Source organism: Streptosporangium sp. OZ121, from assembly GCF_051918885.1.
Lineage (GTDB): Bacteria > Actinomycetota > Actinomycetes > Streptosporangiales > Streptosporangiaceae > Streptosporangium.
Window position 1 is genome coordinate 11,639 of the sequence record NZ_JBPXMC010000016.1, and the last position, 20,694, is coordinate 32,332.

At 72.4% G+C, this 20,694-nt stretch carries 16 protein-coding genes; 12 read left to right on the forward strand and 4 right to left on the reverse strand.

Annotated features, from left to right (window positions below; all coding sequences use genetic code 11):
* Nucleotides 1-36: 36 nt before the first annotated feature.
* Nucleotides 37-2,313, reverse strand: coding sequence for a polysaccharide lyase 8 family protein (locus tag ACTOQ1_RS25655; protein ID WP_440070577.1), 2,277 nt, complete (start codon nt 2,311-2,313; stop codon nt 37-39).
* A 175-nt stretch (nt 2,314-2,488) separates the two neighbouring features.
* A complete protein-coding gene (locus ACTOQ1_RS25660; RefSeq protein WP_440070578.1) occupies nt 2,489-2,719 on the reverse strand; it encodes a hypothetical protein in 231 nt (76 codons plus the stop codon).
* Nucleotides 2,720-3,107: 388 nt separating this feature from the next.
* On the opposite strand from ACTOQ1_RS25660, the gene ACTOQ1_RS25665 reads away from it, so the two are divergent.
* From ACTOQ1_RS25665 to ACTOQ1_RS25705, 9 genes are all read left to right on the forward strand, one after another.
* Nucleotides 3,108-3,356: a DUF6400 family protein gene (locus ACTOQ1_RS25665; protein WP_440070579.1), complete on the forward strand. Its 249-nt coding sequence runs from the start codon at nt 3,108-3,110 to the stop codon at nt 3,354-3,356.
* Nucleotides 3,343-3,576 (forward strand): hypothetical protein, encoded by a 234-nt coding sequence (locus ACTOQ1_RS25670; protein ID WP_440070580.1) that lies wholly within the window; start codon nt 3,343-3,345, stop codon nt 3,574-3,576. Before ACTOQ1_RS25665 ends, ACTOQ1_RS25670 begins: the two co-directional genes overlap by 14 nt.
* A gap of 849 nt (nt 3,577-4,425) precedes the next feature.
* The gene (locus tag ACTOQ1_RS25675) at nt 4,426-5,580 is read left to right on the forward strand and encodes a hypothetical protein (RefSeq protein ID WP_440070581.1); all 1,155 of its coding nucleotides are present in this window, start codon (nt 4,426-4,428) and stop codon (nt 5,578-5,580) included.
* Nucleotides 5,581-5,610: 30 nt separating this feature from the next.
* Complete coding sequence (locus ACTOQ1_RS25680) at nt 5,611-7,575, forward strand: hypothetical protein (RefSeq protein WP_440070582.1); 1,965 nt, start codon at nt 5,611-5,613, stop codon at nt 7,573-7,575.
* Nucleotides 7,572-9,638 carry a hypothetical protein gene (locus tag ACTOQ1_RS25685; RefSeq protein WP_440070583.1) on the forward strand — a complete coding sequence of 689 codons (2,067 nt, stop codon included), beginning with the start codon at nt 7,572-7,574 and terminating at the stop codon, nt 9,636-9,638. Before ACTOQ1_RS25680 ends, ACTOQ1_RS25685 begins: the two co-directional genes overlap by 4 nt.
* 44 nt (nt 9,639-9,682) lie before the next feature.
* Nucleotides 9,683-10,675: a nucleotide-binding protein gene (locus ACTOQ1_RS25690; RefSeq protein WP_440070584.1), complete on the forward strand. Its 993-nt coding sequence runs from the start codon at nt 9,683-9,685 to the stop codon at nt 10,673-10,675.
* A complete protein-coding gene (locus tag ACTOQ1_RS25695; RefSeq protein WP_440070585.1) occupies nt 10,675-11,433 on the forward strand; it encodes a hypothetical protein in 759 nt (252 codons plus the stop codon). Before ACTOQ1_RS25690 ends, ACTOQ1_RS25695 begins: the two co-directional genes overlap by 1 nt.
* A gap of 138 nt (nt 11,434-11,571) precedes the next feature.
* On the forward strand, nt 11,572-12,981 hold the full coding sequence (locus ACTOQ1_RS25700) for a hypothetical protein (RefSeq protein WP_440070586.1): 1,410 nt from the start codon (nt 11,572-11,574) through the stop codon (nt 12,979-12,981).
* A 2-nt stretch (nt 12,982-12,983) separates the two neighbouring features.
* Entirely contained in the window at nt 12,984-13,766 is a 783-nt protein-coding gene (locus ACTOQ1_RS25705) for a glycoside hydrolase family 16 protein (protein ID WP_440070587.1), read from the forward strand.
* 112 nt (nt 13,767-13,878) lie between these two features.
* Here the strand turns inward: ACTOQ1_RS25705 and ACTOQ1_RS25710 are convergent, their stop codons facing one another.
* Both ACTOQ1_RS25710 and ACTOQ1_RS25715 read right to left on the reverse strand, forming a co-directional pair.
* Nucleotides 13,879-15,630, reverse strand: a complete 1,752-nt coding sequence (locus tag ACTOQ1_RS25710) for an ABC transporter ATP-binding protein (RefSeq protein WP_440070588.1) — start codon at nt 15,628-15,630, stop codon at nt 13,879-13,881.
* Nucleotides 15,631-15,896: 266 nt separating this feature from the next.
* Complete coding sequence (locus ACTOQ1_RS25715; RefSeq protein ID WP_440070589.1) at nt 15,897-16,409, reverse strand: GNAT family N-acetyltransferase; 513 nt, start codon at nt 16,407-16,409, stop codon at nt 15,897-15,899.
* A 173-nt stretch (nt 16,410-16,582) separates the two neighbouring features.
* Here ACTOQ1_RS25715 and ACTOQ1_RS25720 point away from each other — a divergent pair, with 173 nt between their 5' ends.
* The 3 genes from ACTOQ1_RS25720 (at nt 16,583) to ACTOQ1_RS25730 (ending at nt 20,659) form a co-directional block, all read left to right on the forward strand.
* The gene (locus ACTOQ1_RS25720; RefSeq protein WP_440070590.1) at nt 16,583-18,016 is read left to right on the forward strand and encodes an LCP family protein; all 1,434 of its coding nucleotides are present in this window, start codon (nt 16,583-16,585) and stop codon (nt 18,014-18,016) included.
* Between the two features lie 261 nt (nt 18,017-18,277).
* Complete coding sequence (locus tag ACTOQ1_RS25725; RefSeq protein ID WP_440070591.1) at nt 18,278-19,612, forward strand: sensor histidine kinase; 1,335 nt, start codon at nt 18,278-18,280, stop codon at nt 19,610-19,612.
* A gap of 81 nt (nt 19,613-19,693) precedes the next feature.
* The gene (locus ACTOQ1_RS25730; RefSeq protein ID WP_440070592.1) at nt 19,694-20,659 is read left to right on the forward strand and encodes a GlxA family transcriptional regulator; all 966 of its coding nucleotides are present in this window, start codon (nt 19,694-19,696) and stop codon (nt 20,657-20,659) included.
* Nucleotides 20,660-20,694: the final 35 nt, after the last annotated feature.

The window sequence follows — 20,694 nt, forward strand, 5'->3', positions numbered from 1 at the left end:
TCCGCCTCCCGCCGGTCGGCGTCGAACCCGTGACGTTCACCGGCGGGGGCGCGACCCGCCCCCCGTGTCCCCTTCACGGAACAGGTCCTGGCCGAGGCGTACGGTGACCGTGTTCGAGCCGCCGCCCCGGCCCGCCAGACGTCCGAAGGTGAGCGTGAGGCCCGCGCCGGTCGTGGCGCCCGCCAGGAGGGGATGCCCGCGGAGCACCTCGGTCACCGGCCGGTTCCAGGTGACGGTCAGCTCGTCCAGGTCGCGCCGGGGATCCGACACGGTCAGCGTGGCCGTACCGTCGCCGCCCTCCCTGACGAGGACCGCGCACGGGGCGGAGGCGGCGAGGTCCCCGGCGGCTCCGTCGTTCCAGAAGTTGACGGCGGTGATCCCGAGTGACGGCACCCGGACACCCTGCTGCCTGGCGGTGTTGGCGAGCACGCGCGCCCAGCCGGGGTCGGCGGCACGGGCCCGGGTGTCCGCGAGGCTCGCGCCCGGCAGCAGCAGGTACACGTAGCCCGCCGAGACGGGATCGACACCGTGGTCGAGCCAGAGGGTCACGTAGCTCCGGGTCACCGGGTCCCGTCCGCCGGCGCGTTCCTCGCGCAGCGTGCGCAGGCGGGTGCCGCAGGGCAGGACGTAGCCGCCGTGTCCCTCCAGGTGCGCCCAGCCCTTCCCGTCGTCCACGGTGAGAACCGCGTCGGTCCTGCGGTTGTCCACGATGGTCTCGACGGGTACGCCGTCCTCGGCGGTGATCCCGGCACCGAGGCAGACCACCGCGTCGTCGAGGAAGAACCACGACTTGAAGGCGTCCAGGGTGCTCTCGAAGCCGTTCAGGTGCTGGCCGGCCGTCGCGTACACGCCGTCGGTGGCGCCGCCCACCCAGCGGCCCGGCGGACAGGTGTCGCCCCACGCCTCACCGGCGCCGTCGGCCAGCCGCCGGGTGGAGACGGTCGTGCCCGGCAGGCGGTAGGGGTCGACGGTGGTCCAGAAGGAGTCGGAGTACTGGTCGCCGTGGCCGCCGGCCCACCAGTAGAGCATTCCCGAGCCGGTGTGCCAGCCGCGGAGGTTCTCGCCGTTGCCGTGCTCGTAGTGGCCGACGCGGTGGGAGGCCATGCTGAGGCCCGCGCACCAGCCCGGCCCGCGGTGCACGGCGCGGGCGCTCATCGCCAGCAGCCGGTGCCCGGCGGGTTCCTCGGCCGCGGGGACGGCGTCGTCGCCCAGGATCGCGGCGAGGCGGGCGTGGAATCCCAGGTCGTCGTCCTCGGCCGCGTCGAGCATGGGCCGGTGGGTGTCCCGCAGCGCCCACCCCTTGACCATGCCCTGCCAGCGGGACCGCTCGGCGGCGGAGGCCGTCTCCCCCAGCAGCAGGATCGCGGAGGCGATCGCGCGCCCCCTCCGGTGGTCGCCGTACGGCTGCCTGCCGATCGCCCGGCCGCTGACCAGGTCCATGCAGAAGCCGTCGTGGACGACCGGCGCGAACGTCCTCTCGACGCTGTCGAGAACAACCTGCCTGTTCGGGTCGGTGACCTCCCACGGCGAGCCGCGCAACACCGCGAACAGCGTCGCGAGACCGGACAGCAGCGTCGCTCCGTACGTGCCCTGGTAGGGGATGGTCGTGTGCTGGACGAAGGAGCCGTCCCGGTAGAACCCGTCGCCCTCGGAGACGTAGGGGAAGACCGGGGAGAGCGCGGAGACGGCCAGCGCGGCCTTCGCCGGGTCGGAGCCGAGGATGGCCCGCAGCAGTGTCACCACGCACAGGTCCACCCGGTTGGCCCCGGTGCTGGTCCCGCCGTAGTCGTCCAGGCGGCACTCGGGCAGGAAGTGGTCCACCGCCTCCCGCAGCGCCCCGCTCTGCCGCTCCGTCAGGTGCGGGCCGATCAGCAGGGCCGCGTCGAGGAGGTTCCTGGGGGTGCCGATCTGCCAGTACCACCAGTTGCCGACCTGGTCGGCGCCCGCGGCGTACACCCGCCGCCGGTAGTGGTCGACGCCACCCGCGACGGCCGCGGCCAGGCTCGCGTCGCCGGTCAGGCCGGTCCCCGGCAGGGCGTACGCGCGGGCCATGGTCCGCAGCCGGGCCGGGGTGGCGCCGAGCGAGGGGAACGCCAGGTCGGGCCAGAGCGACGCGCCGGCCGGCGCCATGGCGTCCCGGTACCCGGCCGCCCTCCTCCCCAGCGTCGCCAGCCGGGTCCGGTACGGCTCGGCCGTCGCGTCGAACCCCGACCCCGCCGTCACGTCCCGCCACCGGTGGCGCAGCGGGGCGAGGGGGTCGGCCGGCGCGCGCGGCGTGGTTTCCGGGTGCGTGGTTCCGATGCGCGCCTCCACATGCGCGGTCTCCGTATACGCGACATGCACCGGGATCAGCGCCCCCGTCGCGGCGACACCGCCGAGCTGAAGAAACGATCTCCGGGAATGTCGGTTCACGCCTAGATTGTCAGGTGGAAATCGTCCTCACCGCGGATACCACGCCGCATCGCTCCCGTGTGACCGTCCTCGGGGATCAGAGATCCACGTCGCGGGAGGCGACCACGCGGACCCCCTCGGGTTCGTGACCCGCCGGGGTGACCACGACCCGCCTTCCCTCGTCCTCGTAGCCGTGCTCGGTCAGCCACAGCAGGGTGTACGGGTCGAGCCGGCTGAAGTCGACCGGGGAGGCGGGCGAGAAGATGTCGTCGCCGGACGAGACGTCATCGGTGTCGCCTTCGACGATAGAAAGGGTGTACGCGGTCATGGCAGCCTCCGGGCCGTGGTCTTCCTCGGAGAGGTCCATACCCCCGGGGACGACCGCACTCCCCTGACCTGTTGATACCCGCAGTCGCACGCCGTTGCCGGCCCGGCCTCCGGCATGAGGGCGATGCGGGGGAAGGCGCGGCGCGGCCGTACCGGCCGGCGGTTGCCTGTAACGCACATCACACGAAAATATGACAAAAGCCACATAAGGTATGTAGCGGACAAATCTCCCCCGTGAAGGGCTTCCTCCCGGGGCGCGTAACGGCCGGTCGCGAAGAGCGGCTCTTCCCCGGCGGAGGCGAGTCCCTCCCCGATGCCGCCCGGAGGCCCCGCCTTTCTCTCCGGGCCCCCTCTCCGGCGCGCCCGCCGGCCGACCGGAAAGTCATGCGGTGAACCAGGACGGCACCAGCCCACACACCGACTTCGAGATCGACCTCACCCTTGAGGAGACTCGCCGCCGCGCCGCGGTCATCGCGGCGCTGGAGCCGGGCTGGGACCCGGTGGCGGTGATGCGGAGCGAGGAGGAGGCGTACGACCTCCTCTACTCCGGCCTCGACGAGCGGCAGCAGGAGACCTACGACATGCTCGTGGCCGCCGGCGTTCTCCCCCGGAGGAGGCCCGGCCGTGCTGCCACTTGATCCACACGCCGACCTCGGGCGCAGGGCATGGGTGCCCTGTCCCGCCTGCCGGGACCACCGCGACTGCGACGACTGCCTCGGCGGGCGCAACTGCGGGGAGCACTGGCGCTATCTCCTGGCCAACACCGGGAGCCTGCTGCACCTGCAGTGCCCGGGATGCGCCCACCTGTGGAACCACGAGACGGGTTTCGGCGCGGGCGGCGGAGCCACGCCCCGCTGACTTCCCGAAGGCGCCGATCGGACGGCAGGCCACGTCCCGCCGAAAGCGCCGAGCGGGCGAGAGGTCACCCCGTCGACCCGCCGAAGGCACCGGCCGGACGAGGCCGGGCGAGGCCGGGCGGGGATCGCCCCGGACGCCCCGCGGCCCCTGGAAGGCGACGTACCCGTTCTTCCTCGTCTCTTCCTCGTCCCGGGCGATCGCGTGCCCGCGCGTCCCGCCGGGCGGCCCCCGAGGGCGGAAGGCCGCCGCCCGCGCACCCCTGGAAAAGCGGGGGTTCCAATTACCCGAACGCGGGCCGGGAGCCGAACCACCAAACAGAGGAAACGCATACATATCAAGTTGCTATGACGGCTTGCACCAATCAGAAGTGGGAAACGGTATCGCGATCTTCCCGTGCGCGACGAGAGCGCGGACGGCCGCCGGAAAACCGAACAGGAGACGAACGCCCGGCCCGCGTCAGGGAAATGGCAGCTCAACAAGAAACGTGAAGGATCATCCGAAACCCCGGTAAGGCCACACTTCTCTAGAGAGCCGGTGGCACGGTCCACCCGAAGGATGGCAGCAGGTGGGGGCATTGCCGGTTTCGGACGGGCCATATATCTACTTAGGTGTTATTTATAATCCAATAACCATAAGTGGCAATTACTGAGCCCTTTACCTTCCAAATAGATCACGGTCAGTCTAATATTTGGACCTATGTCATGGCGTGCATCAGATTTCCCAGATGGACAGGCTGGGTCCTCTGGCCGTGGCAGTGGTTCCTCTAGGCACGATTCCGAACACGCATCCGACTGGCATCCCGAACGCCTCCTGTCATTCGATTGGCGGAAGGTTATTCTGTTCACGGCCGTGTTAGCGATCATCGCCGTGGCGGTGTTCTGGCTCGCGACCAGAGCGCCCTCCGGTTCGTCCCTGGCGGCGAACCCCACCCCCGACCCTTCGGACACAGGCTGGGAGAAGGCTCCTTCCTCGCCCTCACCGACGCCGACCCCCGCCCGCTCCACTCCCAAATCGACCCCGAAACCCGCCGGAAGCGGCACGGCCAAGTCCCCCCGTCCCGAGGCCACCCCCACGAAGCGGCCACGGACCGAGACCAGAACCACCCCGCCGCCCGCCGACCCGCCGGCCGGATCCCGCTCGCCCCAGCTCACCGCCAAGGAGGCGTACGGCATCCACGGCCGCTACCAGCGGGGGTTGTCGGCGGCCCAGGCCAGGAAGGACCAGGCGGCCATGGCGAAGCTGGAGCACGGGCTCGCGCTGGAGATGACGAGGGCGGGTTTCAAGACCGCCGAGATGCAGGGAACCTCACTCGCGACGGGGATATGGCCCAACCCCCAGGTGTGGATCCCGCGTCACGTGGAGGGCGCCGCCGACTGGTTCGTGGCGGTCTCGTACGAGCCCGGCGTCGCACGGATCGTCGACGTGATGAGCTCGGCCCCCGGCGGCTGGCGGCTCGTCGCCTCGGCCGCCGACACGCGCGCCACCCCGGCGCGGTTCCCCAAGATAGCGACCGACGGCGAGGGGTACGCGACGAGCCTCCCGGAGAACGCCACCGGGCTGAGCTCGACCCCTCGCCAGATCGCCCGCGCGCATCTGGCGAGCCTGGAGAACGCCGAGGTCGACCCGCGGTTCGACGAGGGGCCGTGGACCAGCGAGGCCGCGCTGTTCTGGCAGCAGGAACGCGTCCGGCTGGAGCAGGCCGACTGGAAGATCACGCTGTCGTACCGGCTTGAGGGACCGGTACGCGCGCTCAGGACCAGTGACGGGGGCGCTCTGGTCTGGTACGGAGCCCGATCCACCGAGCTCCGCGAGGCGGTGCGGGAAGGGGCGAAGGTCAAGCTGAAGGGCTCGGCCGCCGTCCGCACCCGCAACAAGGCCTTCGCCCACTCGGTGAGCGCCACATACGGCCGCATGTATGTGACACATGTCCCCCCCGCCGGCTCGAACGAGCCCGCTCGCGTGCTGGGCGAGTGGAGCGACGTCCTGGAGAGCCACGGCGACTGACGTTTTCACCGGAAGAAAAGGAACATTCTAATGACACCCTCACGTAAGCCATCGCGCGCGACGGTGATCACTGCGAGTGTCGCGATCGGTGTCTTCGGTGCCGGCGCCGGGCTGGGAACCGTCATCGCCATGCGCCCCGATCCCGGCGAAGGGCAGGTGATGCGGCTGGCCGCGGGCACGTACCTCCTCGACGACCAGGCGGGAGCCTGGACGTCGAGCGCGGCACCCGGCGGCGACCAGCCGCTCCCGCTCTCCGGCGCCGACGCGGGCAGCACGATCGCGGACGGCGCCAGGCCGGCCGCCGCCGCCGGGGACCAGCGGGTCTGCCTGACCGCCACCACCGACGGGCACGCGCTCGGGGGCTCCGCGGAGGGCTGTGTCGCCCTCCCCGTCCTCGGCGTGGCAGCCGCCGCGGCGGCGGCGCCCCTCCAGCGACCGGGAAACCCCAAGAGCACGCCGACCCCGCCTTCGGCCCCCAAGACGACCGCGCCGACGAAACCCGCGACGCCCAAGAAGGCCGACCCGCCGCCCAAGCCCGACCCGGCACCGGTACAGCCCGCTCCCAACCCCGGGCCGGTGCAACCCCCCGCTCAGCCCCCGCCGGCGAACAACCAGCCCGTCCAGCCTCCCCCTCCACCGCCTCCGACCCCGACGAAGAAGATCAGCGGCAACATCTCGGAGAGCGAGAACGAGAGCGGCAGCGTCATCCAGCGCCCCGTGGAGAAGAAGGTCGAGCTTGTCACGCCGCCCAAGCCGGCTCCCGAGTCCGGCGGGACGAGGTCCTCGGGCCCGTCGCGGCCGTCGCAGCCCAACGGGGGGAACGGGCGGTCGCAGCCACCGGCCACCAACGGCGACAGGCAGCAGCAGCCCCGGCCCACCGGCGGTCTCAAGCCCACGCAGCCTCAGCCCACCGGCGGGAACAGGCAGCAGCCCCAGCCCACCGGTGACGTCAGGCCCCCGCAGCCCGGGGACAACGCCAGGAACCCCCGGCCGACGGGCACCCTGAAGCCGGCGATCCGGTCGGGCCCCGGCCGGCCGCTCGTGCCCTCGGGCGAGGTAACCCTCCCCACGGCGCCTCCCGAGACCAGGCCGACCGGCGACGCGCCCTCGGTGGCACCGACCGCGCGCGGCGGCAGCCAGGCTCCGGTCCAGCCGCCCGGTGGCCAGAGGCGCTCGCAGGCGCCCAACCCCTCGCGGACGCCTCCTCCGGCCGGACCTTCCCGGCCCGCGCAGCCGCAGCCGTCCGTCGGCCCCGGTGAGAACGCGTCGCAGGGTCCCGACGGGACCGTGCTCATGCCGGCCGACCCGCGGCTTCCCGGCGGCGGGCCCGACGGCGGCGTCTCGCTGCCGGTCTTCGAGAACCCCGAGCTCCTGCGGCGCGCCTACGAGGCCCTCGGGCTGGACAGGGGCATGCGCTACACGGACGAGAACGGCGTGTGGGACCTCAACATCGCCCCGCCGGGCACCCCGCCGTGCCGCAACTACACCACCGAGGAGATCCAGGCGCTCAGCGCGTCCCAGGGCCCGAGCCCGTCCTCGGGCGCCCAGGCGATGATCCCCCGCGACTCGTGCCTGTGGCCCGCCTTCATCCGCTGGCTCTACGCGGAGCCCGCGCCCGGTCAGATCAGCAACTGGACCAAGTTCACCGGGCTGCCCCAGCGGAACCTGGAGCTCGTGGTGACCGATCCCCCTCCCGTCCCGCTTCCCAGCCCGATCCCCAGCGAGAGCGTCGTCCCGCAGCCTGACCAGGGACAGCCCGACCAGCGGCAGCAGGGCGTCCCCGGCGAGGAGGAGCCCTGGCAGCCGGACACGGGCGGGCTGGACCCCGCCCAGCCGGGACCCGAGGACGCCGTGGCCCCCAGGGACCCCGGAGACGGCGGAGACGACGTCCCCGAGCAATGGCCGGGCGAGAACACCGCTCCCTTCCGGTCCGACCAGGGCCGGTCCGACCAAGGCCGGGTCGAGCCGGACCCGGTCGAGTACGACGGCCGATGAGCACACCCACCGGAACCGGGCGTCTCACGCCCGGCCCCGGCCAGGGGGCGGCCTGGGTGCGCGAGCACGGCGCGCACCTGATGGACTACGCCGCCTCCCACCTCGAGTCCGGCCGGGCGCGCGCGGCGGTCGTCGCCGCGCTGGCGGCCGGCCGGGTCGAGGCCGCTCCCGGGGACGTCACGGCCCGGGGGCGGCTGCTGGCCGCACTGCGACGTGACTGCCGCACCTCTCCGGGGTACCGGGAGCGGTACGTGCCGGGTTCGGGGCCCGGCATGCCCGACGCCTCGCTGATCGAGCGGGTGTGGACGATCGTCGACCCCCTGGGCACGGAGACGCTCAGGCTGACGTACCGCCACGCGCTCGGCATGGAGGATCTCTCCCATGTGCTGGCGATGCCCGTCGACGAGGTCGGCAGGCTCGCCACCCGCACCCAGGACCTGATCGAGACCCTGGTGAGCGGGCTGGACGCGCTCGCCCACGGGCGGCGTACCTGCCCCGAGCTCGCCCCGCTGGTGGAGACCGTCTTCCCCGGCGTCTTCCCCGCCGGTCTCCCCGAGGGCCCGGCGGGCGGGCGGGCGGCGTCCCCTCCCGCCGACCCGGAGGGCTCCCAGGCGCGCCTGCTCTCCCACATGATCAGGTGTTCCGTGTGCACGCGGCCGATCAACATCCGCTACACGGTGCCGCAGATGATCTCCCATCCCCCGGTCGCGCCGCTCTCCGCGGAGGAGCGGCAGCGGCTCACGGACGCGCTGCCTCCCGAGGTCTCCACCGAGGCGTCCGCGGAGGCGGCTCCCGAGGTGATCCCGCCCGCGCGTCCGGCCCGGGACGGGTCTCCTCTCCTGTCCGCCCCTCCGGGCGGGGGGCGGTCCCCGGTCCTTCCCGCGCCCCCGCCGGGGGGCCGGACCCCCGCCCCGCCCGGGCACCGGTCTCCCGCCTCGCCCGCATCCCCGGCCGGGAGCGGCGTCCCGGCACCGTCGGCCGCGGCGTCGCCACCCTCGCCCACTCCCAGGGTCCGCATGCCTCCCTACCCGCCGGTGGCCTCGAAGCCTTCCGCGAAGCCACCGGCCGCGACGCCGTCGAGCACGGCACCGGGCACGGCACCGGGAGACAGGCCCGCGACGGGCTCCTCCGACCCCGCCAACCCCTCGGGACTGCCCCCGCTGCCCGCCCTGCCGCCTCGCAGGACCCGGCCGGCCCGCCCGCCGTCCGCGCCACCCGTACCCGGGCACGACACCCCGCTCTACGACGCCCTGCTCACCCAGGCGTGGGCGCGCGAGGTCCTCGCCCAGAGCGAGGAGCTCACCGGCACCATCCCCAGGCAGGCGCCGCCCGCTCCCGAACCCGTCGTCAAGCCCGAACCCGTCGTCATCGCCGGGCAGGCCTCCGTCGAGATGCGCGACACCGCGACACGCGAGACCGCGAGACGCGAGACCGGCGTACGCGACGCCGCGACACGCGAGATCGGGGTGCGCGACGACGCCCAGGTTCCCGCGCTGCGCTTCCACACCGAACCCGACGACCGCCCCGACGAGGAGCGGATCGAAATGGGGATCCGCGTGCTGGAGGCGCTCAGCTGGGCGGGCGCCCGGATCAGGAACACCACGATCAAGCTCGTCATCATCGTCGTGGCGGGCGCGGCGGGCACCCTGACCGGGATGAACCTGCTCGGCCCCGCGATCGAGTCCGGAGAGCCCGCGAGCTCGCTGCAGGCGTCCACCAGCCAGGCCACCCGGTCTCCGCCTCCCACGGCCGGCGCGCCGGTGCGGCAGGACGGGCTCGCCTCGCGCCTGCGGGTCCCGCCCGTGGTGACGCTGGACGAGTTCGGCCTGGGAAGCATGGTCCTCACCATCTCGGGAGAGCCGCTGAAATGGCGGATATCGGCTCCCGGCCTGGCGGTGACCCCTTCCAGCGGCACGCTGCGGGAAGGGGTCACGCAGGTGATCAACCTGCGCGCCCACCGGGTCCGCAACTGGTGCGGCGCCCCCGCCTCGGTCACCGCCCCGATGACCGTGCACGGCCTCGACGACTCGGTCAGCACGACGGTGCGCTGGCGGACCTGCTGACCTTCCATCCCCCCACGATCGCTTTTCGAGAAAGGACCAGGGCAATGACGGATACCTCTCCCCACATCCAGACATCGCCGCCCACCCCGCCCGAGCAGTTCCACGAAACGGTCCCGCTCACCGCGGAACACCTGCTCACCAACCGCCGCCCCGAGCCCGCCGGAGGATGGCGCCGTCTGGTCTGGCAGCTCTCCGGCAAGCGCATCATCCCCGCGGAGTCGGCGGCGGAACTGGAACGGCGCACGCTGATGGCGCAGGCCCAGACCCCCGTCGCGAGCGGGCACCACCGGATCGCGGTCATGAGCCTCAAGGGCGGGGTCGGCAAGACCACGACGACCGTCGCCCTCGGCAACACGCTCGCCTCCCTGCGCGGCGACCGGGTGATCGCGATCGACGCCAACCCCGACCGCGGGACCCTCGGCATCAAGGTGAAGTCCGAGACGGCCGCGACCATCCGCACCATGCTGGCCGAGGCCCCCCACATCCTGCGCTACGCCGACGCCCGCGCCTTCACCTCCCAGTCGCCGGCCCGGCTGGAGGTCCTCGCCTCCGACACCGACCCGGCCGTGAGCGAGGCGTTCAACGCCGAGGACTACCGCACGGTCGCCGGGCTCATCGAGCGCTACTACTCCATCTGCATCACCGACTGCGGGACCGGCCTGCTCCACGGGGCCATGGGCGCGACACTCGAACTGGCCGACCAGATCGTGCTGGTCAGCCTGGTCGCGGTGGACGGGGCGAGTTCGGCCGCCGCGACGCTGGACTGGCTGACCGCCCACGGCCACGCCGATCTCGTCAAGAACGCCATCGTCGTGCTGAACGCCGTGGAACCCAAGTCCGACGTGGACCTGGACCTGCTGGAGCGCCACTTCACCTCCCGCTGCCGCGCGGTGATCCGCATCCCCTACGACCCGCACCTGAAGGAGGGTGCCGAGGTGGACCTGGTCCGCCTGCGGCCCACGACGCGGGGCGCGTACCTCCGCCTGGCCGCGGCGGCCGGGCAGACCTTCGGGCAGCGCCCCGACCGGAGCCACTAGTGCGGCCGGTCGCCGACGATCCCACGCTGAACTGGGATCTGGGCCCGCCGCCGAGCGCCCGGCGGCGGATGCTCATCGTGGTCGTCTCGATCGTGGGGACGATCCTGCTGGCGGCCGGGGCATGGCAGCTCCTTCAAACCGAATCCACCCCCGTGAACGCCTCCGCGCCGAAGGCCGTCGGGGACACCGTTCTCCTCGCCCCGCCCTCCGGCTACGAGGGCGCGGCCGGTTACCCCGTCGGGTTCCCCCGCACCGAGCTGGGCGCGGCCTCGGCCGCCGCCGCGGCGCTGGAGGCGGCGTGGACCCTGGACGCCGAGCAGGCCGAGCAGGCCGCGGTGCTGTACGCGCGTCCCGAGCAGCACGACGCGGCACGGGCCGGCGCCCGCGAGGCCGTCGCGGGATGGCGGGAGATCCTCGGCCTTCCCAAGGACGGGGCACTGCCCGACGGCGCCGCCATGCGGACGCGGACGATCGGCGTCCAGTGGAAGGCCCGCGCCCAGGACCAGGTGCTGGTCTCGGTCCTGGTCCAGGTGACCGCGACCAAGGGCGTCGGCGACACCGATCCCACCTATGCGAGCCCGTACGCCATGAGCCTGCTCATGGTCTGGCAGCCCGGCATGCGCGGTGCGAACCAGGGGGACTGGGTCAACGTCCCCGACCCCCTCGCCACCTCCGTGCCGCAGGTCGCCCTCCCGGGCACCCCGGAATTCACCGCCGCGGGCTGGAAACCCATCTCCGGCCCAGAGCCCACCCCATAGATCCAGGAAGAGCGATCAATGCCCCCACGCAGCTCGTCCCGGCGTGTCACCTTACTCTCCGGCCTTCTGCTGGCCGCGGTATCCGCTACGACAAGCGCGGTCATCGCCCAGCCGTGGGCCGCCCTGGCGGATCCCGGCGTGAGTTCGGGCTCACCGTCGCAGGAGTTCGCCGTCCCTCCCGCTCCCCCCGCCGCCCCGCCCCCCGCACGAGAGGAGTCCCCTCCGGAGACCACCGTCCCCGAGACCGGCAACACCTCCGGGCCGGACGAGCGGTCTCCCTCGAACCGCGACTCCGGCTCGACGCCGGACGGTAACCCGCCCGCGGAGGGCGGCTCATCCTCCCGCCCCGACCGGAACCCGCCCACGGAGAACGCGTCACCTCCCGAGGCCCGCAGTTCCCCTCCCACGTCCCGTAGCAGTCCCGGCCAGCGGAACACCGCCCCCCGCACGGAGGAGAACGTTCCCGCCGAGCAGTTCTCCGCGCCTTCGCGGGAGAACGTGCGGACCAGGAACGCGGTACCGACGAACCCGCCGTCGAGGAGGGCACGCCCCGCCGAGGAACCGCCCGTGAACACCAGGCCCACCGCGGCTCCACCGGCGGCCCCGAGGAACACCAGGCCCACCACCCAAGCGTCTCCGGAGACCAGGAGGGCCACCGAGGCGCCCCGGAAGAACACGGCGCCCACGAACGCGCCCCCGGAGACCGGGAAGGCCACCCAGGCACCGCCCAAGAACACGGCGCCTCCCGGTAACACGAAGCCGTCGGCGACCTCCGCCCCGAACACCCCGGCGCCGCCGGCCGACACCACCTCCTCACCCACGTCGAGCGCCACGGCGACCGGGAAGCCGCAACCGCCGAAGGCGACGCCCGAACCCCCCGGCCCCGAACCCTCCGACAAGGCCACCAAGCCCGCGCCGGACCCGTCGCCCACGCACCCGGGTCCCAAGCCTCCGGCCCCCAGCGCGACGGCGACGGCGACGGCGACCAAGCCGGCGCCGACCGCCACCGCCGCGCCCAAGCCCACCCGGTCGACGTCCCAGCGGCCCACCACCCCGCACAAGGGGACGCCGAAGCCCTCGGCGAGCCCGACCTCCACCCTCACCGCCCCGCCGCGCACCGGTCCGCCGAGCTGGGCGACCAACGCGCCACGGTCCGCGCCCACGCGGACCGGCGCCTACGAGCCCTCCCTCCTGACCGAACCGGTCCAGAGCACCCGATCCCCGATGGCCGCCCCGTCCCCGGCGCCCTCGATCCCCACCGTCCTGCCCCTGCCCCCGCTCAAGCGCTCCACCTCCGACTTCTGTAAGCCGGAGGACATCGCCTCGTGCTGGAGCCTCGCGCCCTGGCGGGGCCGTACCTCGGAATCCCCCGTCCTGCTGATCGCGAACCAGGAGCCGGCGGGCGCACCGCGCTGGGTGTTCGGGCCGCCGGCCTCACCCGCCCAGCCGCTGCCGAGCCCGACCGCGTCGTCGATCCCCAGCCCGACGAGCACCGGCTGCTGGAGCTTCAGCCCCTCCACACTCTGCGCCAGATCCTGGGAGGAGTAATCATGATCACCAGATCCCACGTGCGGGTGGCCGTACTCAGCATGGTGGCCGCGCTGACGGTGAGCACCCTCAGCGCGGCCCAGGGAGAGGTGGTCTCGGCGGCGCCCTGCGCCCCCGCCGCCACCGGCGAGGCCAGCGCCGCGCAGGCCCTCAACTGGGGCGCACCGTCCTGGTGCGCGGAGTTCGACGACTACCTCGACGAGTCCGACTGGGTGTTCTACGACTCGGCCGGGCACGCCGGCAACGGCCGCCGTTCCCCTCAGCAGCTCTACCTCGGCAACGGGGCGCTCTACCTCTACGGCCGCGAGGACGGGACCACGGCCGGCCTGGCCGCCCGTCACGACCAGGCCTACGGGCGCTGGGAGACCCGTATCCGCCTGTACCCGGGCGCCGGGTCGTACCACCCCGTCGCCCTGCTGTGGCCGAAGGAGGGCGGCGGCAACGTGCGGAGCTCCACCGGGGAGGAGATCGACTTCCTCGAGGTCATCGACGACCCGCAGAGGCAGCGGCCGAACTTCTTCCTGCACACCCCCCAGGGGCAGGAGCAGGCCCACGCCAACATCGACATGACCACCTGGCACACCTACGCCGTGGAGGTCACCCCCGACAGCGTCGTCGGCTACATCGACGGGCAGGAGTGGTTCCGCTCCGGCAACGCCACCCGCAGCTCGATGTCGGTCTGCCTGCAGCTGGACTGGTTCCCCGGCCAGGGCAGCTCGGGAGAGGCGTGGATGGAGGTCGACTGGCTCCGCATCTACCCGGCCTCGACGGGCACCGCGGGCTGAGTCCACCCGGCAGGACAGGAGGGTGCGGGATCCGTGGGAACGGGTCCCGCACCCTCCTCGCGTCTCCGGCTTCCGAGACTCCCCGGTCCGAGAACTCAGCCCGGGAACCTCTTCAGGCGAGCTGGGCGCCCTGCAGGCCGGCGTAGGCGCCGCGCAGCCGCATCAGCTCCTCGTGGGTTCCCGCCTCCTCGATCCCGCCGTCGCGCATGACCACGATGCGGTCGGCGCCTCGGATGGTCGACAGCCTGTGGGCGACGACGAAGACCGTACGCCCGGCGACCAGGCGGGTCAGCGCCTCCTGGATGAGCGCCTCGGAGCGGGTGTCCAGGGCGGAGGTGGCCTCGTCCAGGATCAGCACGCGCGGGTCGCGGATCAGGGCGCGGGCGATGGCCAGGCGCTGGCGCTGCCCGCCCGACAGCCGGGCGCCCCGCTCCCCGACGACCGTGTCGAGGCCTTCGGGGAGCCGGTCGATGAACTCCAGCGCGTTGGCGTCCCTGAGCGCCCGCCGTACCCGCTCCTCGGAGACGTCGGCCATGCCGTAGGTGACGTTCTCCCTGACGCTGCCCTCGAACAGGATCGACTCCTGCGGCACGACGGACAGGAACCTGCGGTAGGTCCGCAGGTCCAGCGTCTCCATGTCGCGCCCGTCCAGCAGGATCCGGCCGGAGGTGGGCCGGAGGAAGCCGATGACGAGGTTGAGCACGGTCGACTTACCGGCTCCCGAGGGGCCGACCAGCGCGATCGTCTCGCCGGGGGTCACCGTGAGGTCGAACCCGGTGATCGCGGCCTCCTCGCCGTAGGAGAACCCGACGTCGCGGAACTCGATCTCGCCGCGGACGGAGGCGACCTCCTCCTTGCCCGCGTTGTGCTCCAGGTCGGGCGCCTGGAGGACCTCGCCGACGGACCGTACGGACGCCAGTCCCTTGCTGATCATCGGAGTGAGGGTGAGCAGGGAGGTGACGGCGGCGGTGAGGGTGGCGAAGAAACTCGTGAGCATGACCACGTCGCCCGCGGTGATGGGGATGACCTGGTAGTAGGCGACGAGCGCGGAACCGGTGAGGAAGGCGACGCCGAGCGCGTTGAGCAGGATCCAGGCCAGCGAGCCGAAGCTGCCGTTGAGCAGGTCGAGCCGGAGGCCCTTGCGCAGCACCTTGGTCAGCGTGCCGTCGACGCGGTGCAGGGCGTCCTGCTCCAGGCCGTGCGCGCGGGTGATCGGGATGAGCGTGGTCATCTCGCTGACCCGGCTGGACAGCTGCTCGACCTCGCGGCGGAAGTTCTCGTTGTCGTCGCGCAGCCGGGTGCGCATGTGCATCACGAGCAGGGCCGCGGCGGGTACGACCACCAGGAAGACGGGGATCGCGGCGGGCACCTGCACGGCGATCACCACCAGGCCTCCGGCGAGCATGGTGAGCGCGGACAGTCCCATGTCGGCCGCCTGCTGGCTGGTCTGCTCCACGCTCTCGACGTCCCGGATGACCTTGGTCTGGAGTACGGCGGCGCTGACCCGCGCGTGGTAGCCGATGGAGAGCTGCTGCATGCGGCGGCAGAGCGCGGAACGCAGGTTCGTCCCCATCCGGCGGATGGCGCCGTGCGTGCAGCGGACGTAGAGCAGGTGGAGGGGATAGTTGAGGAGCAGCAGGGCGAGCAGCACACCCGCGTTGACCCACAGGTGGGCGATCGGGGCGCGGGCGACCACGATGTCGACGACGTTGGCGGTGATCAGCGGCAACAGCCAGGTCGGGCTGTGCTTGACCAGGAAGGCGAGCACCCCCGCGAACAGCCTGAGACGATCCTCCCGGAAAAGGTAGGCGAGCGTGCGGATCGGGTGCTCACCGCGATAGCGGTGATCGAGAGCGCCAACCACAAATCCCCCAAATAGCGGCAAATCTCCGGCAATACTCTCGTACCAAGATTTCGCGCGCATGACACGCCCCGGTGAATCGGCACGTGACGTCCCGTCACGTGACCGCTCCCGGTACGACCCCGCTCGACACGGGCCGCGCGGCGCGGATCGTTCGGCACGGCGTACACGGCACGCACCGCTCGGCACGGCGTACACGGCACGGGCCACGCGGCACGGACCGTTCGCCGACAGGGGTCGCTCGACACCGGCCGCCCGGCGCGGATCGTTCAGCCCGTGGCGGCGGGAAGCCTCGCCTCCAGGATCTGGCCCGGCCAGTCTCCGACCTTGAAGCTCTCGGTCCTGGTGAATCCCCGGCTCTCGTAGTACGCCACCAGCCGGCCGTCGTCGCCGGCGTAGCAGTCGACCCGCAGCAGCGCGACCCCCAGCGAGGCGGCCTCCGCGCGGGCGCGCTCCAGCAGGACGGCCCCGACCCCCCGGCCGTGGTGTCTCCGGTCGACGACCAGCCCCTGGACGTACAGCTCCGGCTCGGAGGCGGGAGGGACGTAGGGCATCGCGGCGCCGACCACCAGGCAGCCCGCGGGCCGGCCGTCGAGTTCGGCGATGCGCATCCCGCCGGACATCGCCCACGCGGTGATGTTCTCGACACGGGCCGCGTTGAGGGAGAACGGCTCGCTGCCCCACTGGCCGGTGCGGCCCTGGGAGGACAGCCACGCCACCGCGCCGTCGAACATCGCCAGGACGGCCGGTACGTCGCCGAGATACCCGTGACGGATAATCACCGGCGGATCGTAACAGGGAGCCGCACCCCCGCACAGGACAGGTGTATGTACCCTCACGCAGGGCAGACCCGCCCCGGACCAGCCGTACCGGGAGGTTAGTAAACTCTGCGACGGCCGGAATACGGCTCCTCGGTCACGGGCGCACGCCGTGGCCGCCTTCCCCCGGGAGTCACGTGAGCAGCGGGTTGATCGACGCATTCCCCGAACCGCCCCCCGAGCCGCCGGCGCCGCCCGCCCGGCGCTCGTGGCGGCCGGGCCGCAGGTGGCTGTGGTGGCTGGTGGCCGCCGTCACCGCCGTGGTGCTCGTGGCCGCGGGGACGGTGGCCGGCGCGTACGTCAAGCTGAGCGGCAACGTCAAGCACGTCGAGGTCTCGGCGGAGGACCTCGGGCGACGCCCGGTCAAGGCCGCGGGCAAGGCGATGAACGTCCTGGTCGTCGGCTCGGACCAGCGGGGCGGCAAGAACGCGCGGTACGGCCGGGTGGCGGGCGAGCGGACCGACACGATCATGCTCGCGCACATCTCGCCGAAGCGGGACAACGCGATGGTCGTCAGCTTCCCGCGCGACTCGATGGTCCAGCTTCCCGCCTGCCGGGCCAGGCAGGGACTGCCCGGGCAGCGACCGCACGTGGGCATGATCAACGAGTCGTTCAACTCCGGCGGCATCACCTGCACCTGGAAGACCGTCGAGTCGCTCACCGGCATCCACATCGACCACTTCGTGAAGGTCGACTTCACCGGCTTCAAGGGCATGGTCGACGCGGTCGGCGGCGTGGAGGTCTGCGTACCCGAGGCGATCAACGACAAGAAGGCACTGCTCCACCTGGCGGCCGGGCGCCAGAACCTCGGGGGTGAGCAGGCCCTGGGCTACGTCCGGGCCCGCTACAGCCTGGGCGACGGATCGGACATCGGGCGCATCCAGCGCCAGCAGATGTTCATCGCCTCCATGGTCAAGAAGGTCATGAGCGGCGAGACGCTCACCGACCCCACCCGGCTCTTCGGCTTCCTCGACGCGGCGACGAAGTCGGTCACCACCGACCCCGGCCTCACCCCGGGCGTCATGCGGGACCTGGCGACCAGCGCGCAGGGACTCGCCGCGGGGCAGATCCACTTCATCACCACCCCGTGGCGCTACTCGCTGGTCCACCCCGGCCGGGTGGAGTGGGTCCAGCCGCAGAGCGGCAGGCTGTTCAAGATCGTCGCGACGGACCGGGCGATCAGCGGCTCCGGGGTCAAGGGCGGCCAGAGCAGGGTGCCCCGGTCGAAGATCCAGGTCGAGGTGCGCAACGGGACCATGCGGTCCGGCCTGGCCACCCTGGTCGCCGTCCAGTTGGAGGAGCGCGGCTACCACGTCGCCAGGATCGGCGACGCGTCGCGCAAGCCGTACCCGACGACCACGATCGCCTACTCGCCGAACGGCGCCGCCAAGGCGCCCACCCTCAGCCGAGACCTGCTCGCCGCCAGGCCGCTGCCCGTCCGCCGGGCGACCACGGGCAGGCTCGTCCTGACGATCGGCGACGACTGGAAAGGGCTGAAGCCGCTTCCCCGCGGCGACAACGAGAGCCTGAAGGGATTCGACGCGACCCACGACTCGTGCGCCGGAGCCTGATCGTCCTGCCGGGGAGACTCGGCGGCGATCCGCAGGGGAACGAGCGACCCGCCGCGGAGGGGCCGGAGACAGCGACCACCCTCCGCGGCCCGGGCTCGTGGAAACCGTGGCCCTCGCCGCCGAACGCGCTGAGAACTTGGCCACGCTTTGCCTGGGGATTAATACCGGTCACCTATAAATGATTAAAAGCGTCTTTAGGGAAGGAAAGCCGCTTTTCGGGGGGTATACGTATTGCGACGTCCGCGTTCGATCCGGGGTCGGGTGACCCTCGTAGCGATCGTCGTGTTCGCCCTGGCCCTGGGGACGGGCGCGTTCGCGACGTGGCAGATCGCGCAGAACAGGCTGGTGGCCGACCTCGTCGGCGCGACGGCCGTAGCGGCCAGGAAGACGGGCCTGGACATCCAGAAGGGCCGTCCGAACCCCGTCGTCCCCCCGGTCAACCGCATCGACCGCATCCAGGTCGTCGCGAACGACGGCCGGGTGGTCGCCGCCAGCCCCGCCGTACTCGGCTCGCCCCCGATCAGCCGCATGCGCCCGGTCGGCGGCGACATCCAGGTGGACGGGACGTCGTGCGTGGGCTCCTCGGCGGAGAAACGGGAGTGCTACATCACCGTGGGCCTCCGGATGGCCCACACCGTCTACGGCGACGTCATGGTCTACGCGGCGGCACCGGAGCCCCCGGTCCTCCGCACCAACTCCCTCGAGGTCGCGCTGGCGCTCTTCTCCCTGGGGCTTCTCGCGCTGCTCGGCTGGGGCACCTGGCATCTCGCCGGCCGTACGCTCGCGCCGGTGGGACGGATCCGTACCGAGATGGCCGAGATCACCGCCTCCGACCTCAGCCGCCGGATGCCCGTTCCCGAGTCCGGGGACGAGATGGCGCAGCTCACCGAGACCATCAACGCGACCCTCGAAAGGCTGGAGCGGGCCGTGGAGAACCAGCGCCGCTTCGCCTCCGACGCCTCCCACGAACTTCGCACCCCCCTGACCGGGCTGCGCGCCAAACTCGAACTGGCGATCTCCGATCCGGAGGCGGAGAGCCCGCTGAGCACGATGTGCTCCGCGCTGAGGGACGTGGAACGGCTCCAGGCCATCATCGAGGACCTGCTGCTGCTCGCCCGCCTCAACGCCGGCGTAGCAGGCCCGCCGGAGCCGGTCGACCTCGCCGAGCTGGTCACCTACGAGGCGAAGCGCCATTCGTCCCGGCACGAGCTGCTGCTGGAGCGCGACCCCGGCGTCGTGGTGCGAGGCAGCAGGCTCCAGCTGGGCCGGCTGCTGACCAACCTGCTGGCCAACGCCGACCGGCACGCGGTGAGCGAGGTGCGGGTCCGGGTCCGGAGCGAGCGGGGCGAGGCCGTTCTGGAGGTCACCGACGACGGGCTCGGCATCCCCGCGGAAGAGCGGGAGCGGGTCTTCCAGCGGTTCACCCGCCTGGACTCGGCGCGCAGCCGCGACGCCGGGGGAACCGGCCTGGGCCTGCCCATCGCCAGGGACATCGCCGTGGCGCACTACGGCCGGCTCTACGCCGCCGACAGCACCACCGGCCGCGGCGCCCGGCTCGTCCTCCGCCTGCCGCTGTTGAGCGCGTTCCGCTCCTGAGCTCGCCGCATGACAGAGGCAGACACACCGCGACGAACCGCCCGAAGATGGCCGATACCTTTCATGTGTAAGAATCGGGTCATGCACAGGATCGTCACGCTCGCCCTGGACGGTGTGATCCCCTTCGAGCTGGGCATCCCGCCGCGCATCTTCGGCGGCGCCGAGGGCGCGGACGGCAGACGGCTCTACGAGGTGCTCACCTGCACCATCGACGGCGCCCCCGTACGCACCGACGCCGACTTCTCGATCGCGGTGGAGCATGGGGCAGAGGCCCTGGAGGGCGCGGACACCGTGGTGATCCCGGCCACCCACGCCCTCGGCACGACCTCCAGCGAGGGAAGGCTCCCCGAGCCCCTGGCCGCCGCGATCGCGCGTATCCGGCCGGGCACCCGCCTGGTCTCGATCTGCACCGCCGCCTACGTGCTCGCGGCGGCCGGACTGCTCGACGGTCGTCCCGCGACCACCCACTGGAGCGGCGCCGACCACTTCCAGAAGCTGTTCCCCAAGGTCAAGGTGAACCCGAGCGTGCTGTTCGTGGACGACGGGGACGTGCTCACCTCGGCCGGGGTGGCCGCGGGGATCGATCTCTGCCTGCACATCGTCCGGCGTGACCACGGCACCGAGGTGGCCAACCGCGTGGCCAGGCGATGCGTCGTCCCTCCGTGGCGCGACGGCGGCCAGGCCCAGTTCATCGAGCACCCGCTTCCCGCCCCGACCGCCGCGACGACCGCGGCGACCAGGGCCTGGGCGCTGGAGCGGCTGCACGAGCCGCTCCCCCTCAGCGAGCTCGCCGCCCACGCCCGGATGAGCCGCCGTACCTTCACCCGGCGCTTCCGCGACGAGATGGGCCTCAGCCCGGGGCAGTGGCTCATCCTGCAGCGGATCGAGCTGGCCCGGCGGCTCCTGGAGACCAGCGACCTGCCGGTGGACGGCGTCGCCCTGCGCTCGGGGTTCGGCACCGCCGCCTCGCTCCGCCAGCACCTGCAGGTGGCCATCGGTGTCTCACCGATGGCCTACCGCCGCACCTTCCGGCTCGTGGACGCCTGATCCGGCCACCGCGGAAGAGCCGCCACGGAAGAGCC